Annotated in this window: 11 protein-coding genes and 1 tRNA gene; 8 read left to right on the forward strand and 4 right to left on the reverse strand. The window is 68.8% G+C overall.

The annotated features are described in order from the left end of the window. Positions 1-60: 60 nt before the first annotated feature. On the forward strand, positions 61-1,023 hold the full coding sequence (gene ispH, locus IMW82_RS00715) for a 4-hydroxy-3-methylbut-2-enyl diphosphate reductase (protein WP_211003587.1): 963 nt from the start codon (positions 61-63) through the stop codon (positions 1,021-1,023). A 116-nt stretch (positions 1,024-1,139) separates the two neighbouring features. On the opposite strand, the gene IMW82_RS00720 is transcribed toward ispH, so the two are convergent. Further along, a tRNA-Thr gene (locus IMW82_RS00720) sits at positions 1,140-1,215 on the reverse strand. Between the two features lie 266 nt (positions 1,216-1,481). Here IMW82_RS00720 and IMW82_RS00725 point away from each other — a divergent pair. The 7 genes from IMW82_RS00725 to IMW82_RS00755 all read left to right on the forward strand — a co-directional run bounded on the left by IMW82_RS00725 (position 1,482) and on the right by IMW82_RS00755 (position 10,469). Further along, entirely contained in the window at positions 1,482-3,353 is a 1,872-nt protein-coding gene (locus IMW82_RS00725) for a GGDEF domain-containing protein (protein WP_244754124.1), read from the forward strand. Between the two features lie 178 nt (positions 3,354-3,531). Continuing rightward, positions 3,532-4,155: a GspH/FimT family pseudopilin gene (locus IMW82_RS00730; RefSeq protein WP_211003588.1), complete on the forward strand. Its 624-nt coding sequence runs from the start codon at positions 3,532-3,534 to the stop codon at positions 4,153-4,155. A gap of 20 nt (positions 4,156-4,175) precedes the next feature. Beyond that, positions 4,176-4,682 carry a type IV pilus modification protein PilV gene (gene pilV, locus IMW82_RS00735; RefSeq protein WP_244754205.1) on the forward strand — a complete coding sequence of 169 codons (507 nt, stop codon included), beginning with the start codon at positions 4,176-4,178 and terminating at the stop codon, positions 4,680-4,682. 38 nt (positions 4,683-4,720) lie between these two features. After that, positions 4,721-5,737 (forward strand): prepilin-type N-terminal cleavage/methylation domain-containing protein, encoded by a 1,017-nt coding sequence (locus IMW82_RS00740; RefSeq protein WP_244754125.1) that lies wholly within the window; start codon positions 4,721-4,723, stop codon positions 5,735-5,737. Between the two features lie 94 nt (positions 5,738-5,831). Continuing rightward, the gene (locus tag IMW82_RS00745) at positions 5,832-6,365 is read left to right on the forward strand and encodes a PilX N-terminal domain-containing pilus assembly protein (RefSeq protein ID WP_345777109.1); all 534 of its coding nucleotides are present in this window, start codon (positions 5,832-5,834) and stop codon (positions 6,363-6,365) included. Positions 6,366-6,437: 72 nt separating this feature from the next. Further along, the gene (locus tag IMW82_RS00750; RefSeq protein WP_211003592.1) at positions 6,438-10,013 is read left to right on the forward strand and encodes a PilC/PilY family type IV pilus protein; all 3,576 of its coding nucleotides are present in this window, start codon (positions 6,438-6,440) and stop codon (positions 10,011-10,013) included. A gap of 45 nt (positions 10,014-10,058) precedes the next feature. Next, on the forward strand, positions 10,059-10,469 hold the full coding sequence (locus IMW82_RS00755) for a type IV pilin protein (RefSeq protein WP_211003593.1): 411 nt from the start codon (positions 10,059-10,061) through the stop codon (positions 10,467-10,469). 68 nt (positions 10,470-10,537) lie between these two features. Here IMW82_RS00755 and recD read toward each other — a convergent pair whose 3' ends face one another. Genes recD through recC form a run of 3 tightly spaced genes read right to left on the reverse strand, consistent with a single transcriptional unit; the run spans position 10,538 to position 19,376 of the window. Next, on the reverse strand, positions 10,538-12,349 hold the full coding sequence (gene recD, locus IMW82_RS00760; protein ID WP_211003594.1) for an exodeoxyribonuclease V subunit alpha: 1,812 nt from the start codon (positions 12,347-12,349) through the stop codon (positions 10,538-10,540). Beyond that, positions 12,346-15,924, reverse strand: a complete 3,579-nt coding sequence (locus IMW82_RS00765) for a UvrD-helicase domain-containing protein (protein WP_211003595.1) — start codon at positions 15,922-15,924, stop codon at positions 12,346-12,348. The genes recD and IMW82_RS00765 overlap by 4 nt, the downstream gene beginning before the upstream one ends. Then, entirely contained in the window at positions 15,921-19,376 is a 3,456-nt protein-coding gene (recC, locus tag IMW82_RS00770) for an exodeoxyribonuclease V subunit gamma (protein ID WP_211003596.1), read from the reverse strand. The genes IMW82_RS00765 and recC overlap by 4 nt, the downstream gene beginning before the upstream one ends. Positions 19,377-19,570 lie beyond the last annotated feature (194 nt).

The following is a 19,570-nucleotide window of genomic DNA, read 5'->3' on the forward strand; positions in this document are numbered from 1 at the left end:
TGCTGAATTGAAAGCATCGCCTGCCAGCGGGCTCCTACAGGACTCCGAATCGAGGTCAGCTTGGACATCCTGCTCGCCAATCCCCGCGGTTTCTGTGCCGGCGTCGATCGCGCCATCGCCATCGTCGAGCGCGCGCTGGAATCCTATGGCGCGCCGATCTACGTGCGGCATGAGGTGGTGCACAACCGCTACGTGGTCGACAAGCTGCGTGCCGACGGCGCGGTGTTCGTCGAGGAACTGCACGAAGTGCCCGATGGCGCCACCGTGATCTTCAGCGCCCACGGCGTATCGCAGGCGGTGCGCGAGGAGGCCGGGCAGCGGCATCTCAAGGTGTTCGACGCCACCTGTCCGCTGGTCACCAAGGTGCATATGGAAGTCGCGCGGCTCGGGCGCATCGGCCGCAGCGTGGTGCTGGTCGGCCACGCCGGGCATCCGGAAGTCGAAGGCACGATGGGGCAGTGGAACCCGGGCAACATCGGCGAAATCCTGCTGGTCGAGTCGCTGGAATCGGTCGGGCAGCTTGCCCCGAAGTTTCCGCACGAACTGTCCTACGTCACCCAGACCACGCTGTCGGTGGACGACACCAAGGCGATCATCGCGGCGCTGCGCGCGAAGTTCCCCGACATCGAGGGGCCGCGCAAGGATGACATCTGCTACGCCACGCAGAACCGCCAGGATGCGGTGCGCCGACTGGCCGATGCGGTCGACCTGATGCTGGTGGTCGGTTCGGTCAACAGTTCCAACTCCAACCGCCTGCGCGAGCTGGCCGAGAAGCAGGGCGTGCGCTCGTTCCTGATCGACGGCGCCGAGCACATCGAACGCAGCTGGCTCGACGGCGTGAGCCGCATCGGCCTCACCGCCGGCGCCTCGGCCCCCGAAAAACTGGTGCGCGACGTGATCGCCCGCCTGCAGTCGTGGGGCGCCGGTGACGTGCGCGAGCTGGACGGCGAGCCGGAGAACATCACCTTCGCCTTGCCGAAAGAGCTGCGCGTGGTCGGCGGCAACGGCTCGGCCAGCCTGTAGTCCAGCGGGCAACGGAACGCGGCAACCGGTGGCGATGCACGGTCGCGCCGGCATCATCGACACGACAAAAGCCCCGGAAAGCATGGCTTTCCGGGGCCTTTTATTGCTGCGTCAACTGGTGCCGGAGATAGGAATCGAACCTACGACCCCATCATTACGAATGACGTGCTCTACCAACTGAGCTACTCCGGCGGAGAACCGCGGATTCTACGGGCCGCACCGCGACGGCGCAAGCGACGATGACGGCATTTGCGACGTCGCGCAGCCGTGAGAGGATGGTGCCGGCCTTGCGTTCGACTGCCGCCGGGGGGCGGCTGCGCAAGCGTGATCGTGTCTGCTCAGGTTTTCCGTGGCACGGCCGATAACGAGATGACGGTTTGGGCCGAGCGGACATGGAGAGTCTGAATTGACTTTCTTTGGGGGGCGTGTTGTCCGGACTATTCCGCGGTTTGCCAGGTTTGCTCGCGTTGCTGCTGGTGGTGATGCCGTATGCGCATGCCGGGCCGGCAGCGCAAGTTTCGGTGCGCGACACGGCGGCGTTCGACCAGCTCATCCGGGAACTGGATAACGGCGATATCCCCCTCAACACCCGGGCGGCGGTCGAGCAGGCCCTGGATCGCCTGCACACCCTGTTGCCGCCCGATGACGCGCACCGACAGCGCCAGTACGAGTACATGTACTGCTTCCTGGCGTTCGACAACGACGTCAACGCCGGCTACGCCTATGCGACTCGCGGCGTCGAGCAGGCCCGGCAGGCGGGTGACCTGGAGGCGGAAGCCAACTTCCAGATGTGCCACGGCCTCTACCAGAGCCAGGTCACCACGGAACGTGATGCCCTGCCGGCGTATGAAGCCGGCATCCAGATTGCCCGACACCTGGAAAACCCCCGCCTGATCGCCGATGGACTGACCTGGCGCGGCAGTGCCCAGTCGCTGCTGGGCGAGCAGGCGAAGGCGCTGTTCGATTTCCTGGAGGCGCAGCGCCTGTATGAAGCCGTGGGCAATACGACGGCGGCGCAATCCAACCTCATCAGCATTGCCACCATCTACCGACGACTGGGCGAATACGACAAGGCCGGCGACTATCTGCAGCAGTCGATGGCGTCGGCGCAGCGCAAGCAGGACAGGCAGGAGCAGATGGTGGTCGACATGCAGCTGGGCTTCCTGGCGACCGAACGGGGTGATCCCGCGGGCGCCGTCGCTCCCCTGCAGCAGGCGCTGGCGCTGGCCCGCGAGACCGGTTCGCGGCAAAGCGTTGGCTCCGCCCTGCTGGCTTTGGCGGAGAGCAGCAATGCCCGGCAGCGTTACGCCGAGGCCCTGCAGCAGGTGGAGGGCGCCGCGGCTGAGTTCCAGGCCGTCGCGGACAAGTCCAGCGCCGGCATGCTGGCCCTGCAGTCGGCCGTGGCGCACGCGGGCCTGGGCCAGCATGAGCTGGCTGCGCGCGAGTTCGATCTTGCCGAGGCGAACGTCAGGAGCAGCCGCAACATGCGTTACCTGGCCGAGCTGTACGACCAGCGTTCCAGGAACCAGGAGGCATTGGGCAAGCCGGCGGCTGCGCTGGCCGACCTCAGGCTGAAGATGAAGGCCGATGCCGCACTGGCACGCATGGCCAAGACCCAGCTGACCACCTTGATGAGCTACCAGTTCGATACCGAACGACGCGAGCTGGAGAACCGCAAGCTGGCTGCCGACAAGGTGCTCAGGGAACAGCAACTGGCCACGCTGGAGCGCATTCGCCGCTGGCAAAGCCTGGCCATCCTGCTTGCCGGGGTGCTGCTGTTGCTGATGCTCTGGCTGGCGTGGCGGCAGTTGCGCCAGAGCCGCCGCCTGCACCAGCTGGCACTCACCGACCCGCTGACCGGCATCTCCAATCGCCGCCATATCGAAGACATGCTGCACGCGGCCGTCGATGTGGCCCGTCGTACCCAAAGCGAGCTGGCCGTGATCATGCTCGATATCGACCACTTCAAGCACGTCAACGACAGCCATGGCCACCCGGCCGGCGACCAGGCGCTGGAACAGCTGGTGCATGTCTGCCTGGATGCGCTGCGCCAGCACGACCGACTCGGCCGGATGGGCGGCGAGGAGTTCCTGGTGGTGTTGCCGGACACCGATCTCGAAGGCGGCCTGCAGGTGGCCGAGCGCCTGCGTGCCTGCGTGGCCGCCGCGCGGCCGGTGGTCGCCGGCGTCGAACTGCAGCTCTCGATCAGCCTCGGTGTGGCCCAGCTACGGCCCACCGAGACGGGAGCGGCCTCCCTGGTGCGGCGCGCCGACGCGGCGCTTTACCACGCCAAGGACAACGGCAGGAACCGGATCGAGGCGGCTCTCTAGCGAACCGGTAATCGCCACGGCGCAGCCGCGTGCACGTGGCTGCCGGCCCGTGACCCTGATCACCTTTCTGTTGCCGTCCCCCGCCGCTCGTCGGGCAATTTCTACCGCCCGTCGGCTGGGGGCTGGCCGGGGCGTGGCGGATGGGTACCCTGCCGGCAGGGGCATCAGGGAGAATTCCATGCAAGTCTTGTCGCATCAGCGAGGCGTCTCGTTGATCCGGGTGCGCGCGCCGGGAAACGCCGGCGGCCGTTCGTGGGTGGCTGGGACGGTTTTGCGGCGCGAGCGCGGCTTCACCCTGGTCGAGCTGCTGATCACCATGGCCGTGGCGGTGGTGCTGATCGTGATCGCGGTGCCGAGCTTCAAGAGCATCACGCTTTCCAGCAAGCTCACCACCACCGCCAATGACATCGTCAATGCGCTCAACGTCGCGCGGATGGAGGCGGTCAAGCGCAATGCGAACACCCAGCTGTGCAGCGACTCGGCCAGCGTCAATACCGCCGATGTACTGGGTGCGCAGTGTGGCACCGAGGTCGGTGCGGTCTATGCCATGGCCGGTGCCAATCCCTCTCCGGTGCTGTCCGGCACGACCGGCATCGCCGGGGCCGTGCAGCTGTCCGGCAACCTCAAGGCGATCCGCTTCGGTGGGCAGGGATTGGGGCAGGCCACCGGCACCACGAGCCCCTTCAGCGGCACGGTGGCCGATATCTGCACCAGCCAGATGAGCAGCGACAACCATCGCGTGATCACGATGACGGCCGGCTCGATCCTGGTGACCACCACCAGCTCCGGAGCCTGCCCATGACCAACCATCCCGTTCCGGCCATGTCAGCGGTGTGCGCATGCCCGGCTGCGTGGCGGGCCAGCCATCGGCGCAGCCAGTCCGGCGTCGGCCTGATCGAGGTGCTGGTGGCCGTGCTGGTGCTGTCCGTCGCCTTCCTCGGCATCGCCGCGCTGCAGGCCATGTCGCTCTCCACCAACAACAGCGCGATGGCGCGCAGCATGGCCACGATTGCCAGCTACTCGATCCTGGATGCCATGCGTGCAGACATCGGCAGCGCCAGGAACGGGGATTACAACAGCACGGTCACGGCCAGTGCGTGCCCGGCGGGAACGAGCGGAACCCTGGCCAGTGCGCAGATCTACCAGTGGTGCACCAGCCAGCTCGGCAACAAGAGCCTGGGCGCGGTCGCCAGCACCACCGGCAACATCGCCTGTACGGCCGTCGGCACGGCCAGTGCCGATTGCACCATCACCATCACGTTCGATGACAGCCGCGCGGGCGTGGGTGGCACCAGCAATCAGCAAGTCGTCACCAGGGCGATGCTATGAGCGGCCATTCCACGATCCACCGTGACAGGGGCAGCCGCATGCCTCGCCTGGCGAAGCCGCCGACCGGCTTCACCCTGATCGAACTGATGGTCGCGATGCTGCTGGGCCTGATCGTCGTGGGTGGCGTGATCAGCGTGTTCCTGGCCAACCAGCGCACCTACCGTACCAACCAGGCGCTCGGCGACGTGCAGGGCAGTTCGCGCATCGCGTTCGAGCTGATGGCGCGCGACATCCGCAATGCCGGGCTCAACCCGTGCAACAACGGCGACCGCATGGCCAACGTGCTCAACAACAGCGCTACCGACTGGTGGGCCAACTGGGCCAACGCCGTGCACGGCTACAGCGGCAACCAGGGCGATCCGGCAAGCGGAAGCGTGTTCGGCACCGCCGTGGGTCAACGGGTTGCCGGCACCGATTCGGTGCAGGTTCTCGGCGCCATCGACTCGGGCCTGAGCGTGGCCGAAGACAAGGAGCCGGCGGCGAACTTCAAGCTCAACGACAAGACCAGCGACCTGCAGTCCGGCGACATCGTCATCGTGTGCGATCCCGACCACGCGGTGATGGTGCAGATCAGCAACTACAACAACAGCACCGTCACCTTCGTGCACAACACCGGCAACACGGTCAATCCAGGCAACTGCTCGAAGGGTCTGGGCTACCCCAGCGATTGCAGCAGCACCAACGGCAACCTCTACCAGTTCGGCAACAACTCGCAGATCGCCAAGCTGGGCGCTGCCGACTGGTACATCGGCAACAACCCGGTCAAGGGGCGCTCCCTGTACCGGGTCGCGCTGGCGGCACCCGACGCCAAGGAAAACCTGTTCCTCGGCACGCCGCAGGAAATGGTGCGGGACGTCACCGGCATGGTCATCAACTATCACGCGAAGGGCGGTACCTCGTTCGTGACCGCCAGTGCGATCGCCAACTGGGCCGTGGTCGATGCCGTGCAGGTCACCCTCACGCTGCAGAGCGCCGACCAGCGCGCCGGCACGGACGTCAAGCCGCTGACGCGCACTTTTACCGCCACCACCACCGTGCGCAACCGGGTGAACTGACATGAAGCGTGCTCTTGCGTTCCCGTCCATGTCCACGACGCAGCGGTGCTGCCGAGGCGGCTTTTCACGGTCACACCCTGCCGACCAGCGTGGCGTGGCACTGGTGGTGGCGCTGATTCTGCTGGTGGTGATCACCCTGGTCGGGCTGGCCGCCATGCGCGGCACCATCATGCAGCAGAAGATGGCGAGCAACCTGTACGACCGGCAGGTCGCCTTCCAGAACGCCGAGGCGGCCATGCGTGCGGCCGCTGCCCTGATTCCCACCAATCCCGGCGTCATCGCGCGCAACTGCCAGGTGGCCAGCGTGGTGTGCCTGGCCAATCCGTTCACCGATCCCGGCTTCCCGACCGGCAAGATCCAGACGGTGGCCACCGGCACCACGGCGGGGCAGTTCACGGTCGGCAGCGTTGCTGCCGGCCAGCCGCAGTACGTGGTGGAGAACATGGGCAACTGGGTCGACACCACCTCCAGCACCGGTTTCAACCAGAGCGCCAACTCGCAGAACTACGGCGCGCAGGGGACATCCACCACGGCGGTGTACTACCGCGTCACCGCGCGCAGCGGCGACCCCGCCGTGGTCGGCGACCGTGCTGTGGTGATGCTGCAGGCGATGATCAAGCAGCGCTGATCGGCAAGGCACCGGCAAACAGACAGAGCGCATGGGCCGTCCCATGCCGCACCATCCAGGAGCGGAATCGCCATGAACATCACCTCCCGTCCGCATCGCAGGTCCGGCTGTTCCCTTGGCCGGGTACTGTCGGCCGGCCTGTCCGTGTGGATGCTGGGCGTCGCCTGCTCGCCTGCGCTGGCCACGGTCCCCGTCGACCAGGTACCACTGATCATCCAGAAACCGCTGCCGCCGAACGTCGTACTGATGCTGGACGATTCGGGGTCGATGGGTAATGACTACATGCCGGATGATCTGAGCGATACGAGCCTTGGCGGCTATCGCAATTCAGGCATCAACGGCGTGTATTACAACCCGGCCGTGATCTATGCCCCACCGCCCAGGGCCGATGGCACGTCGTATCCAGACTCGCCGAGTATCACCGGTGCCTACAAGGACGGCTTTCGCGATACCAGCACGATCGATGTGACCCAGTTCAAGGGCAGCTTCAATTACTACACGAGGTTCCTGGTTGCCAGCGCCGGCACCTATATCTACAAGTACTTTTTCACCTACACCACGGGCAGCAGCAACACGCCGCACTACGTCGGACAGAGCGGCGACTGCGCGTTGTTGCCCTCGGCGAGCCAGGCTGTCTGCGATGACAGCAGTGCCACGCAGCAGAATGTCGCCAACTGGTTCTCGTATTACCGCACGCGCATACTGATGGCCAAAAGCGGCGTAATGAGCGCGTTTTCCGCAGTGGAGTCGAGTTTTCGCGTGGGCTTCGGGTCCATCGGCGGCAGCAATGCGGGCAAGAGTTCCCTGGGGGACGATTACTATGCCTTCACCACTACTGCGCATGGGGATACGTACCAAACGGGTATCGCGCTGGTAAAGCCATTTGGCGATGGCACCAGCGGCACGCAAAAAAGCAGGCTGTGGAGCTGGCTGGCGGATACGAAGCCCACGAGCTGGACGCCGCTGCGGGGTGCACTGGACGCCGTGGGAAAATACTACGGCACCCAGCAACCCTGGCTGACCTTGGCTGGCGAGTCCGGATACGTCAGCGGCACCAACACCGAGCTCGCCTGCCGGCAGTCGTACAGCATCCTGACCACCGACGGTTTCTGGAATGGCAGTACGCCCGGCAATGTCGGCAATGTGGACAACACCGCGGCGACGCTGAGCGGCAGCAATAACCAGACCTATACCTACACGCCGGCTGCGCCGTATTCGGACAGCACCTCGGACACGCTGGCCGACGTGGCAATGAAATACTGGGTGACCGACTTGCGCGGCAGCACGCCCAACGAGGTGCCGACCAGCACGGAAGATCCGGCCTTCTGGCAGCACATGACCACGTTCACCCTGGGCATGGGATTTGCGCCCACCGGCATAAAGCCAACGGGTACGACGGTGGACCAGATTTTCAAGTGGGCCAATGGCGGTGCGCCGATTGCCAATTTCAGCTGGCCGACGCCTAGTTCCGACAGCCAGAACAACATCGCCGACCTGGCCCATGCTGCCGTTGACGGCCACGGCGGTTTCTATTCCGCCACCAGCCCCGAGGCATTTGCCAGCGGCCTGAAGGATGCGCTGAAGCGTGCCTCCGAACGTGTCGGTACCGGCGCCAGCCTGGCGGCCAACTCGACCCAGTTGAAAACCGGCACGGTGGCGTACCAGGCCAACTACTACACCGCGAAGTGGAAGGGCGACCTGAAGGCACTGGTGGTGGACCCCAACACCGGGGCGATCGCCGCAACACCGACCTGGACCGCGGCCGGCTCGCTGCCGGCGGCGGCCAGCCGGAACATCTGGACCTACAACCCCGCGGCAACCGGAAAGACCTCCCCGTATGTGGTATTCCAGAACAGTGCCGGCAGCGTGCCGCCGGCGTTGTCCACCGCGCAACTCAGCGCACTGGGCAGTACCGCGGCCACCCAGGCGAGCATGGTCAACTACCTGCGCGGCGATGCCACGCTGGAACAGAAAAATGCCGGTGGCACCTACCGCAACCGCGACACGCCGCTGGGCGACATCGTCGATTCGCAGCCGGTCTACGTAGGGGCGCCCGACCCGAACCTGTTCGCCAACCAGACGTTCACGGGTTCATCGACGTACCTGGCTTTCGCCAGCGGCACGACCGACAACCAGGGCAATTTCACGCCCAGCACCGCCGCCTCGCGTGCCGGGCTGATCTACGTCGCCGCCAACGATGGCATGCTGCACGGCTTCGACGCCACCACCGGCACGGAGAAGTTCGCCTTCATCCCGGGCGCCGCACTCACCGCCGGCAGTGCCGGCGGGCTGGTCGGCCTCAGCCAGTTGTCCAGCCCCGACTACGGCACCACGAGCAGCGCGCCGCACCAGTATTTCAACGACGGCGAACTGACCGTGGCGGATGTCTACCTGGGCAGTGCATGGAAGACCGTGCTGGTGGGCACCACCGGTCGCGGCCTGGCCAGGGCGGTCTATGCATTCGACATCACCGACCCGACCAAGATTGCGTTCCTGTGGGAGCGTTCCGCTGCTGATGGCAAGACCAACAGCAACTACATTGGCCAGATGTCCGGTAAGCCGGTGGTTGCACAAACGGCGGACAGCACCTGGTCGGTGTTGATCGGCAACGGCTACAACAGCACGGCCGGCGTGTCGGCCCTGCTGCAGTTCGATCTCGCCACGGGTGCGCTCAGCGTGCACGCGACCACCGACACCACCGCCGACAACGGTCTTGCAGCTCCGGGTGTGTGGATGGATCCGGCGGGTACCGGCGTCAGCACGGTGGCCTATGCCGGCGACCTTCACGGCAACGTATGGTCGTTCACGCTCAACACCGGCAGCAGCACGAGCACCAGTACGCCGGGCAGCACCGGCAGCCTGCTGTTCGTGGCCAGGGACAGCTCCAGCAACCTGCAGCCGATCACCGGCGGCATGCTGGTAGGCCGGGATCCGGCAAGCGGCAACACCTGGGTGTTCTTCGGCACCGGCCAGTATCTGAGCACGGGCGACCTCACCAATGCGGCCACCCAGAGCTGGTACGGCCTGATCGTGCAGACCACCAATGCCACCAACAGCCCGGTGATCACCTCCAGCATGACCCGCACCAGCGACCTCGTGCAGCGCGCCATCGTGGCGGAGACCGCCGGCAACCCCGGCGCAACGCCGCCGGTATTGCCGGCACGAGCGGTGACGCCCACGCCGACCTCGTCCGACATGACCGGCAAGTCGGGCTGGTACATGGACCTGCTGTCGCCGACCGGGACGGGCGGCGCCAACGTCGCCCAGGGCGAGCGGATGGTGACCTCCAACCAGTTCCAGGGCAACCTGCTGCTCGGCACTACGCGGATTCCGCAGGCCACCGACATATGCAATCCGTCCGGCAGCGGCTGGATCATGGCAATCAACCCGTTCACCGGCACCAATCCATCCGGCAACTTCTTCGACGTCAACGGCGACGGCCTGGTGAATGCGTCGGACACGGTTGCCGTTGGCGACAAGAGCTACCCGGCAGCCGGCATCGGCTTCAGCTCGCTGCCCAACAATCCGATCTTCGTCGGCGGCAGCATGCTGGTCAGTTTCGACAACGGCTCAAACAGCAGCATCACCACTTCGGGTTCGACCGGCAGCATCCAGCGGGTGTCGTGGCGCGAGCTGATCAACAAGTAAAGGAATGGAGCGATGAAGCGACTCTCACCGGCTGGAAGTAATGCGATGGCAGCCCTGCGCAGGCGTCGGGGTGCCGGCTTCACCCTGATCGAACTGATGATCGTGGTGGCGATCATCGCGATCCTGGCCGCGATCGCCTTGCCCGCGTACACCAGCTACATCACCAGGACCAAACGCGCGGCGGCGGAGGGTTGCCTGTCGGAGCATGCCAACTACATGGAGCGGTACTACACCACCAACCTCAGCTACAAGGGCGCGGCCTTGCCGGGGCTGGATTGCGCCAGCGCACAGCGCACCGGCGCCAACTACCAGTACGGCGTGGCATCGGCGACGACGGCGGCGTACAGCATCACCGCCACGCCGATCAACGCCCAGCTGACCCGCGACACCCAGTGCGGTACGCTCTCGATCAGCCAGACCGGCACGCGCGGCCCTTCCACGGCCGGTTGCTGGTGATGCCATCGCGCTTGCGTTGAATCACCGCCTGGCCTTCGGGGCCAGGCGGCGGTTCGGTGGGCGTTGTTTCATGGCTGCAGCAACCGCTCGCGCAAGCCGCCCAGCCGCCGGATCGGGCGAGCCAGCGCAGCACGCAGCGCGTCGTCGGTGCTCCAGATCTCGGCGTGGTCTTTCGCGCGCGAGATGGCGGTGTAGACCAGTTCGCGGGTGAGGATGCGGTTGTCGGTGTCCGGCGGCAGCAGCACGGCCACGTCGCGGTATTCGGAACCCTGACTGCGATGGATGGTGATCGCCCAGGCACTGTCGTGGGCGGGCAGCGCGCGTGGCGAGTAGCTGCGCAGGCCGGCATTGCCGTCGCGGTCGCTGAGTTCGAACCACACGCGCAGCCCTTCCGCTCCTTCCAGCGCGATGCCGACATCGCCGTTGAACAGGCCGCGGGCGTAGTCGTTGCGGGTGACGATGACGGGGCGGCCGTGGTACCAGGCGCGGCCGGTGTCGAGGCCGAAGCGCACGGCGAGCCTGGGCAGCATCAGCTCGTTGAGGCCCTGCGCGCCGAACGGACCGTCGCGCAGTGCGCACAGGATCTGCAGCTGGCGCAGTCGCTGCAGCGCTTCGGCGGCGTCGCTGGCCGGTGCCAGCAGCGACTGCAGCAGCCCGGCGTGGCGCTCGATCCAGCCGTCCACGCAGACGCGCAGGGCGTGCAGGTTGGGGCAGTGGCGCAGGTGCAGGTCGCCGTCGCGGCGCTGCTCCAGCAGCGTGTCCAGCCAGGCTGGGTCGGGCGCGTCGCGCAGCGCCTCGACGCCGCGCTGCAAGCCGCTGCCGGCGCGCCAGCTATGGGTCAGCGTGAGTACCTGGCCGGCCAGCGGGGCATCGCCGGCGGCGACATCGGGTACCTGCTGCAGCAGCGGCGGCAGTCGCTGGCGCGGTGCGGCGGCGACGATGTCGGCCAGCACCGAACCGGCATCGACCGAGGCCAGTTGCCCCGGATCGCCGAGCAGGATCAGCACCGCCGCGGGGCGCAGCGCCTGCAGCAGCTGGCGCATCATCGCCAGGTCCACCATCGACGCCTCGTCCACCACCACGATGTCCTCGGCCAGCGGATTGTGCGGGCCGTGGCCGAAGCTGCCGTCCAGCGGCCGGTAGCCGAGCAGGCGGTGCAGCGTGCGCGCTTCGGCGTGCGGGATATGCGGCACGAGGTCGTGAAAGCCGGTGTCCGGCAGGCTGGCCTGCAGTTCGGCCTTGCCCCTGGCGATGGCCTGCGCCAGCCGCTGGGCAGCCTTGCCGGTGGGTGCGGCCAGCGCGATCGACGGCTGCGCCGGCAAGCCGCAGGCCTGCGCGTGGCGCAGCAGCATCAGCAGCATGCGCACCACGGTGGTGGTCTTGCCGGTGCCGGGACCGCCGGTGAGCACGAAGAAGTGCGCGCCGGGCACCGCGGCCACGGCGGCGCGCTGCCCGTCGGTGGGACCGGGTGGCATGTCGGCAAACAGCACCTCCAGGTCGTCAGCGAGGGTGTCGCCGGCGAGCGGCAGCGTGCGTTGTGCGCAGCGCCGCAGGATCGCCTCGGCGAGCTTCGCCTCGTGCTGCCAGTTGCGCCACAGGTAGAAGCGCCCCTGCGCATCGAGCACGAACGGGGTGAACGAGCTGCCGTCGCCGACCCAGTCGTGCCGGCGCAGCGCATCCAGCGCGTCGGCATCGAGGCCGGCGCCGGTATCCGGATCGGCCAGCGCGGCGCAGGAATGGCCGTGGCCTTCGGCGCGGCTGGCCGCGCGTACGGCGGCGGCGAGCAGGGCGGAGCCGGTGCGCCCGAGTACCCATTGCGCCAGGGTCTGGTCGATCGCGCGCTCGTCGGCGTCGACGGCGTGGGTCAGCGGGAGGTTCATGCCGCGGCCTCCTGCGCGCCGGCGAAGGCATCGTCGAGCGCTTCGATCAGCGCCGCCGGCCAGCGCCGGCGCCATACGCCCAGCCCCGGCGCCAGTCCCAGTGCGCGCACGAACAGGTACCAGCTTTCGCCGAGCTGGCGTTCGGCCGTATAGCCGTCCATGCGCTGGCGCAGGTAGCGGTGCAGTGCCACGGTGTAGAGCAGCGCCTGCAGCGGGTAGTGGTGCCCGGCCATCGCGGCCGTGAGCGAGTCGCCCCGGTAGTCGCCCAGCCGCGCGCCGAGCCAGTTGGTCTTGTAGTCGAGCACGTGGAAGCGGCCGTCGCGGGCGAAGATCAGGTCGGCGAAGCCGGTCAGCATGCCGTTCAGCGTGGTGGCGTCCAGGCTGGCCGGAATCACCTCAGGGTGGCCGTGGGCCGCGCAGATCCGGCGTAGTGTCGCCAGCGGTACCTGATGCACCGGGAACTGGAACTCGAACTCGGCGATGCGCTGGTCCGGTGCGAGGTCGATCAGGCGCAGGCCGTCACCCAGATCGGCCTGGCGCGCGCGGTCGATCATCCGGCCCACGCGTTCGAGCGCTTCCTCGTTGGCGAGGTGCGGCGCGGCGACCGCCTGCGCGCCGAGCTGGCGGTGCAGCAGCGGGCGCTGCCCGGGCCAGAGCGGGCCGGGCTGCGCCAGCTCGAACACCTGGTGCACGGCGTCGCCGAAGCGTGGGCCGCGCAGCGGGTACAGCGCGAGCAGGCGGCTGTCTTCGACGGCCTCGTCCGCCTCGATCGCCAGTTCTTCCGCGCCGGCTTCGTCGGCGCCGCCGCTGTCGTCGACCAGTGCCGCGGCAGCGTGGCGGGTCAACCCGCTGAAGCTGTGCAGCCACTGGAACGGCCGCAGCAGCGGCAGTGGCGCCTGCGTGGCGCGCGGTGCCGGGGTTTCGCCCGGCGGGCGGTAGCGGGTGAAAGTGCCGGCGAATGGCGCAGCCAGGCACGTGCCGCCGAGCGCCGTCGCCATGGCATCGAGCGAGGCTTCGCCCGCGGGCAGCTCCAGCGTCCGCTGGGCCTGGCCGAGCAGCAGGTCGATCGCGGCCCACTCCCACGCCGGCGCATCGTCGCCGGGCTGCAGGCCACGATCGACCCAGTACACGTGCACGGCGTGCACAGCGCGGGTCAGTGCTACGTAGAGCAGGCGCAGGCGCTCATCCAGTTCCTCGCGGAAATGGCGGTCGCGGTGTTCGACGAAATGCGCCGAGCCCAGGTCCACGCAGCGCTGGCCGGCGGCGTCGTGGTAGCGCAGCAGCTTCGGCGCATAGCTGCCGCTTTGGCTGCGGATGCGCCATGCCAGCGGCAGGAACACGATGGGGAACTCCAACCCCTTGCTGGCGTGGATGGTCAGAAGTTGCACGCGGCGGGCGTCGCTCTCGATGCGCAGCTGGCGCTCGTCGGCCGCCTCGGCGTCGCCGTCGCTGCCTTCGCGGCGCATCTCCTGCAGCCACGCGTACAGGCCGTCCAGTCCCTGGCGCGAGCTTTCCTCCGCAGCGAGCAGTTCGCCGAGGTGGCGCAGGTCGGTGAGCATGCGCTCGCCTTCCGGCTGCGCCAGCAAGGCGGTGGCGCGCGCGGCCAGCAGTTCGCTGATCAGGGCCAGCACGCCGCGGTTGCGCACCAACGCGCGCCACGCCTCGAAGCGTTCCAGCTCGCGCTCGAACGCGGCGGGTTGCGCCTGCCACGCGTGGAATTGTGCCAGCGTGGCGCCGAGCAAGGTGGTGGCCAGCGCGCCGCGCACGGCCTGGTCGTCGTCGGCATGCAGCACGGCGAACAACACCAGTTCCAGCTCGCGCGCGACCTCGCCGGCGAAGATGTTGCCGCGGCCGCTGCCCACGCAGGGTACGCCGCGCGCCACCAGCCGCTGGCGCAGCGCCACGACCTGCTTGTTGGTGGACAGCAGCACGGCGATGTCGCCGGGCGTCACCGGGCGGCCGCCGATCGCCTGGTGCGGGTCGTTGAGCAGCTCGGCGATGCGGTTGGCGCAGTCCTCCAGCGCCAGCGCCTCGAGGTCGCCGAGGGCGTTCAGCGGCTTGCCGTTTTTCTCGGCGTCGCCGCGGAACGGGTGGAACACCAGCGGCTGTGTCACCGGCTGGCCATCGACGGTGTACGGCTGCTCGTCCGCCTTGCCGGCCGGTGCGACCGGCTGGTAGCGGATCGGCAGCTGGCCGAAGCCGCCTTCGGTGTGGCCGTACCAGGCGTTCAGCGCCTCGACCAGGGCGCGGCTGGAGCGATGGTTGGTGCCCAGCGAGAAGCGCTGGCCGGCTTGCTCGCTGGCGCGCAGGTAGGCGGCGATGTCGCCGCCGCGGAAACTGTAGATGGCCTGCTTGGGGTCGCCGATCATCACCAGCGTGCCGCGCTCGCGGTAGATTCGCTCGAAGATCGCGAACTGGCGCTGGTCGGTGTCCTGGAACTCGTCGATCAGGGCGACCGGAAAGGCGTCGAACAGGCGGTCGGCCAGCACCGCGTCGGCTGCCTCGCCGCACAGTCGCTGGTACACCGCGTCGATCAGCATGGAGAAGGTCAGCACGTGGCGCTGGCGCGCGCGGCGCGGCATTTCCTCGCGGCAAGTTTGCGCGGCGTCGGCGAGCACGGCGCCGCGCACGAGGATGTCGCGCATCCCGAGCAGCGGGCGTAACGCCTGCAGGGCACGGATCAGCGGATGCGCGGCGAGTTCGCCGGCGCGGCTGGCAGCGGCCTGGGCCAGCAGTTTTTCCGGCTCGAACACCTCGCTGATCGATTTGGTCAGTTGTGCTTCGTCGCCGTCGCGCAGCGCCTGAGCGATCTCGCCCAGCCGGCTGCGCAATGCCGCGTTGGCCCGCTTGTACAGCGTGGCGTCGTCCGCCAGCCGCTGCAGTTCGGCGATGCTGTCGTCGCTGCGCAGCGTAGCGAGTGCGTGATCGACTTCGGCCAGGCCACCGGCCTCGATCCGTGCGTCGGTGCTGTTGGCCAGCCCGCCGAGGTCGCGCAGCAGGCCTTCCGGCCCGTCCTTCAGCAGCAGCTCGGCTTCACGTGGGTCGACCGCGCCAGCGAGGTAGCGGCGGCGCCAGAAGTCCTCCACGCATTCGCGCATCAGCTGCTGCTCGTCGAACAGCTGGTCGTCGGCGAACGCGGCGCCGCTCTGCAGCGGGTAGTCGCGCTGTATGCGCTGGCACAGCGCGTGGATGGTCGACACCGGCGCGCGGTCGAGGTCGCTGCGAGCGAGCTGGATCCGGCGCAGCGCGAGGCGAGTGCTGTCCGCGTCGGGGCACAGTGCGGCCAGCCAGCTTTCCAGTGGATCGACGCTGGTCGCGTCGCGCGCCACGGCTTCGAGCAGGCGCTCGGCTTCGACCAGGCGGCGGCGCAGGCGCTCGCGCAGTTCCTGCGCGGCGGCGTCGGTGAAGGTGGTCACCAGGATCTGCTCCACCCGCAGTCCGCGTTCGAGCAGCAGGCGCAGGTAGATCACGCCGATGTTCCAGGTCTTGCCGGTGCCGGCGCTGGCCTCGATCAGCACGCGCCCGTGCAGCGGCATGGCGCGCCAGTCGAGCGGGGGCAGGGCGGCGGCGGTCATGGCTGGGTGTCCTGCGTGAGTTTCATCAAGGTCGTGCGCTGCGGATCGAGCACGCCGCAGACTAGTTCGGTGGCGGCGACGAAGGCGCGATGGGCGGGGCTGGCCTCGTCGAACAGCTCCAGGCCGCGGCTGAGCAGGGCTGCGTAGCCAGGCGCGTAGTCGCGTTCGCCGGGGTTGAAGCCGTCGCCTTCCCACGCCGCAGCCGCTTTGGCGAGGCGGTCCTTCGGCTCGTTGCCGGCCCATGCCTGCGCGGTGCGCGGGAAGAACAGCAGCGGCCGCTGTGCGGCAGCCCGATACGCCTCGACCAGGCGGCGCAGGCCGTGGCGCAACTGCTCACCGTCCTGCGCGCGGATGGTATCGAGCATGCCCGTCGCCTGGGCCACCAGCACGCTGCTGCCGCCCTGCGTGCGCCGGACCTGCTCGAGCAGCGTGGCCTGCAGGGGCGCGCCGTCGCGGGCACGGGCCAGTTGCAGGCAGGCCCAGTCGAGGTAGAAGTCCAGCAGGTCCTTCAGGTTGGCGGCGCGCCCCGGGCGGGCGTCGAACCACAGCAGCTTGCCGTCGGCGCCGCGGAATACACGGTCGACCGTGCCGGTCAGGTGCAGGCCGTCACCGAGGTCGAGGTCGATGGCTTGTGCGTGCGCCTGCGCGCCGCCGCCAGCGAACAGCGGATGCGCCTGCGCCAGCAGGGGGCGCAGTGCGTCGCGCAGTTGCGTCCAGGCCCGCTCGCCGATCGCGCCGCCGGCCAGCATGCCGGAGCGGGCGAGCCAGGCCGGCGGTTCGGCAGGCAGTTCGGCGCGGCCGGCGGCGAGCGCGTCGAACAGCAGGCGATGATCGACCCGTTCGATTTTGTCCAGCGGCGTTTCCAGCGGCTCGCGATCCGGCCAGCCGCGATCATCCAGTGCCTGCAGGCTGATGCCCTGGCCGCGCAGCAGGGCGTCCCGCGCGGGGTCGCGCCAGAAGCGCCTGAGCGTGCCGAGGGTGATCTCGCCGGCCACGGTTTCCGGCGTGGTCGCCGGCGCGTCGAGGAAGGGCGGCGTGCCGGCGCTGATCGATGCGGTGGCGAGGAACGCTGGCTCGTACGAGAACAGCCGCGGATCGTGGCGGGGCCGGCCTTGCGCGTCGCGCTCGTAGTAGCGCGCGTCGAACGGCTGCAGCGGGTGACGCACGCGCCACGGCCGCTCAGCTGTTGCGTCACCGGCGAGGCCGTGCTGTTCGTCGAGGAACTGCAGCAGCTCGGCCAGCGGTGCGGCGGGGTTGCGCGGCTTGCCGTCGCGCACGCCTTCGCCGACGTAGCTGACGTGCAGCGCGTCGCGCGCCGACATCAGCGCTTCCAGGAACAGGTAGCGGTCCTCGCTGCGCGTGTCGCGGTCGCCGCGGCGCGGCTGGGCGAGGATCTGGTTGAGGCCGGCGTCGTGGCCGGGGCGCGGGAACTCGCCCTCGTTCATGCCGAGCAGGCAGACCACGCGGAACGGGATCGAGCGCTGCGGCACCAGCCCGCAGAAGGTCACCCCGCCGAGCAGGAAGGCCTGGCGTTCCGGCACTGCTTCGAGCGCGCCGCGCAGCGCCTCGCGCACCACGCTCCACGGCAGCGGCGTATCGATGCCGGCCTCGGCGGCCTGGCCGGCGAGGCCGGCGACGAGCCGGCGCAGGGCGTCGAGCGCGTTCTGTTCGGCGGCGTCACGCGGGTCGGCGAGGAACAGCGCGTCAAGCCGCTCCAGCAGCCACTCGCTCCATGCGGCCAGCGGGCGCGCGCCGGCGAAGGCGTGGCGCAGTTGGCGCAGCTCGCCGAGCAGGCGGTCGAGTTGGCCCAGCGCCTCCACCGCGTTGCCGGCGACGCCTTCCATGGGCAGGATGCCGTCGAGCAGGCCGTCGCCGGCATCCTGGCCCGCGATCAGCCCGGCGTACATGCGGTCGAGGCCGAACTGCCACGAGTTCGTGTCGACCGCCGCCGCACCGGCCTCGGCCTTCATCGCGGCGTCCAGCCCCCACGCCACGCGGGCGCGGCGCAGCCAGCGTTCCAGCGCGTCGCGCGCGCTGGCGTCGAGCGCGAAGCGCCGCGCCACTGCCGGCACGTCGAGGAAGTCCAGCACCTCGCTGACCGTGAAGCGGCTTTCGGCCAGGTCCAGCAGCTGCGCGAACGCGCTCATCAGCGGGTGCGCATGCGCCAGCCCGACATCGGCCAGGTGCCAGGGCAGGTGCAGCGGGTCGTGCCGGTACTGCGCCGGTTCGCCGAACACCGCGGCGAGGTACGGCGCGTAGGCGCCGATGTCCGGCGCCATCACCACGATGTCGCGGTGCTGCAGGGTCGGGTCGTCGGCGAGGCAGCGCAGCAGGGCGTTCTTCAGCACTTCCAGTTCGCGCAGGCGGGTATGGCAGACGTGCACGCGCAGGCTGGCGTCGTGGCGCAGCGCGGGCAGGATGTCGTCCAGCGCAACCCCGTCCGCTTGTTGCGCACGGATCGGCGCACCGACCAGTTCCGGCTGCAGGCAGCGGATGCTCGACTGCAGCCGGGCGAGCAGCGCGGTGGCGTCGTCGAGCGGCTCGGCCTCGTCGAGCGGGTCGCGCTCGTCGAGCGCGTCGCACTCGTCCAGGGTCAGGCAGAAATCCTGCGCGATGCGGCCGAGCGCCACCAGCAGCGGGTGGCCGACCTCGTAGTACAGCGCCTCCGGATCGTCCGCATGGGTGAGCAGGAAACGTTGCTTGCGCAGGTAGACCCAGTGCTCGCGGCAGGGGTCGGGGAAGTACAGGTGCACCGGCGCGTGCAGCGCGGTGGCCTGCAGCGCTGCCAGCACGTCTGGCGGCAGGTGGCTGACGCCGAACACGTGCAGCGGCGGGTCGCCGGCCACGGCGTCGCCGGCGCGCAGTGCTTCCAGCAGGGCGGCGCTGCGCTGCGCGCGGTGCGGCCGCGGGATGGCGGCGCGCAGCCGTTGCCACAGTACGGCCTGCCAGTCGCCGGCATGCCGCGCGGGGTGCTGTTCCCAGTCGAGCACCCAGTCCGGCCGGTAGATCAGGTACTGGGTGTACAGGCCGGCCAGGTGCTCGGCGAGCTGGAAACCGCGCCGTGCCGCGTCGTCGCCGGCCAGGTAGGCCGCCACTTCCGGTGCCTTCAGCGCGGGCAGCGCCATCAGCAGGCGCCAGCGCAACAGCTCGTGCCGGTAGGCACCGCCGATCAGTGCCTCGTCGCCCAGCGCCCGGCGCGCCGCGCGCTCGAACCATTGCCACGGCAGGATCATCTCGATGTTGGCGGCGATGCCGTGGCCGCCGTGCGGCCCGCTGCGCTGCGCCAGGTGGCCGAGCAGCCAGCGCCGCAGCCCCGGGTGCGCCACCACCACGGTCTGCGCGGCCAGCGGATTGGCCGGCCGCTGCGCTTCCAGCTGCAGCGCCAGCGCGTCGGCCAGCCGTTCGGTGCGGCTGCCGCGGTGGACGATCAGTCCGCCTGGGTTGTCCCTCATGCCTTCCTGTCCCGATCGACGCAACCTGCACAGCATACCGAGCCGCGACTCATCGTTTGCGATTGTGGTTTCGTTTGGCGGCGCGCGTTGCGGCGAGGGAGTGCAGTGGCTTTGCTCCTCCCCCTGCATGCAGGGGGAGGTTGGGAGGGGGTAAAGCTTTTGACTTCAGGATCAGATCAAGAGCGACCCCTCCC

Origin of the sequence: Rhodanobacter sp. B2A1Ga4 (assembly GCF_018101315.1) — a bacterium.
Taxonomy (GTDB): domain Bacteria; phylum Pseudomonadota; class Gammaproteobacteria; order Xanthomonadales; family Rhodanobacteraceae; genus Rhodanobacter; species Rhodanobacter thiooxydans_A.

Excerpts from the sequence above, each read along its gene's own strand:
- recD (WP_211003594.1), bottom strand. The coding sequence starts at position 12,349 with ATGAACCTCCCGCTGACCCACGCCGTCGACGCCGACGAGCGCGCGATC.
- IMW82_RS00750 (WP_211003592.1), top strand. The coding sequence starts at position 6,438 with ATGAACATCACCTCCCGTCCGCATCGCAGGTCCGGCTGTTCCCTTGGC.
- recC (WP_211003596.1), bottom strand. The coding sequence starts at position 19,376 with ATGAGGGACAACCCAGGCGGACTGATCGTCCACCGCGGCAGCCGCACC.
- IMW82_RS00765 (WP_211003595.1), bottom strand. The coding sequence starts at position 15,924 with ATGACCGCCGCCGCCCTGCCCCCGCTCGACTGGCGCGCCATGCCGCTG.
- IMW82_RS00755 (WP_211003593.1), top strand. The coding sequence starts at position 10,059 with ATGGCAGCCCTGCGCAGGCGTCGGGGTGCCGGCTTCACCCTGATCGAA.
- IMW82_RS00730 (WP_211003588.1), top strand. The coding sequence starts at position 3,532 with ATGCAAGTCTTGTCGCATCAGCGAGGCGTCTCGTTGATCCGGGTGCGC.
- pilV (WP_244754205.1), top strand. The coding sequence starts at position 4,176 with ATGTCAGCGGTGTGCGCATGCCCGGCTGCGTGGCGGGCCAGCCATCGG.
- IMW82_RS00740 (WP_244754125.1), top strand. The coding sequence starts at position 4,721 with ATGCCTCGCCTGGCGAAGCCGCCGACCGGCTTCACCCTGATCGAACTG.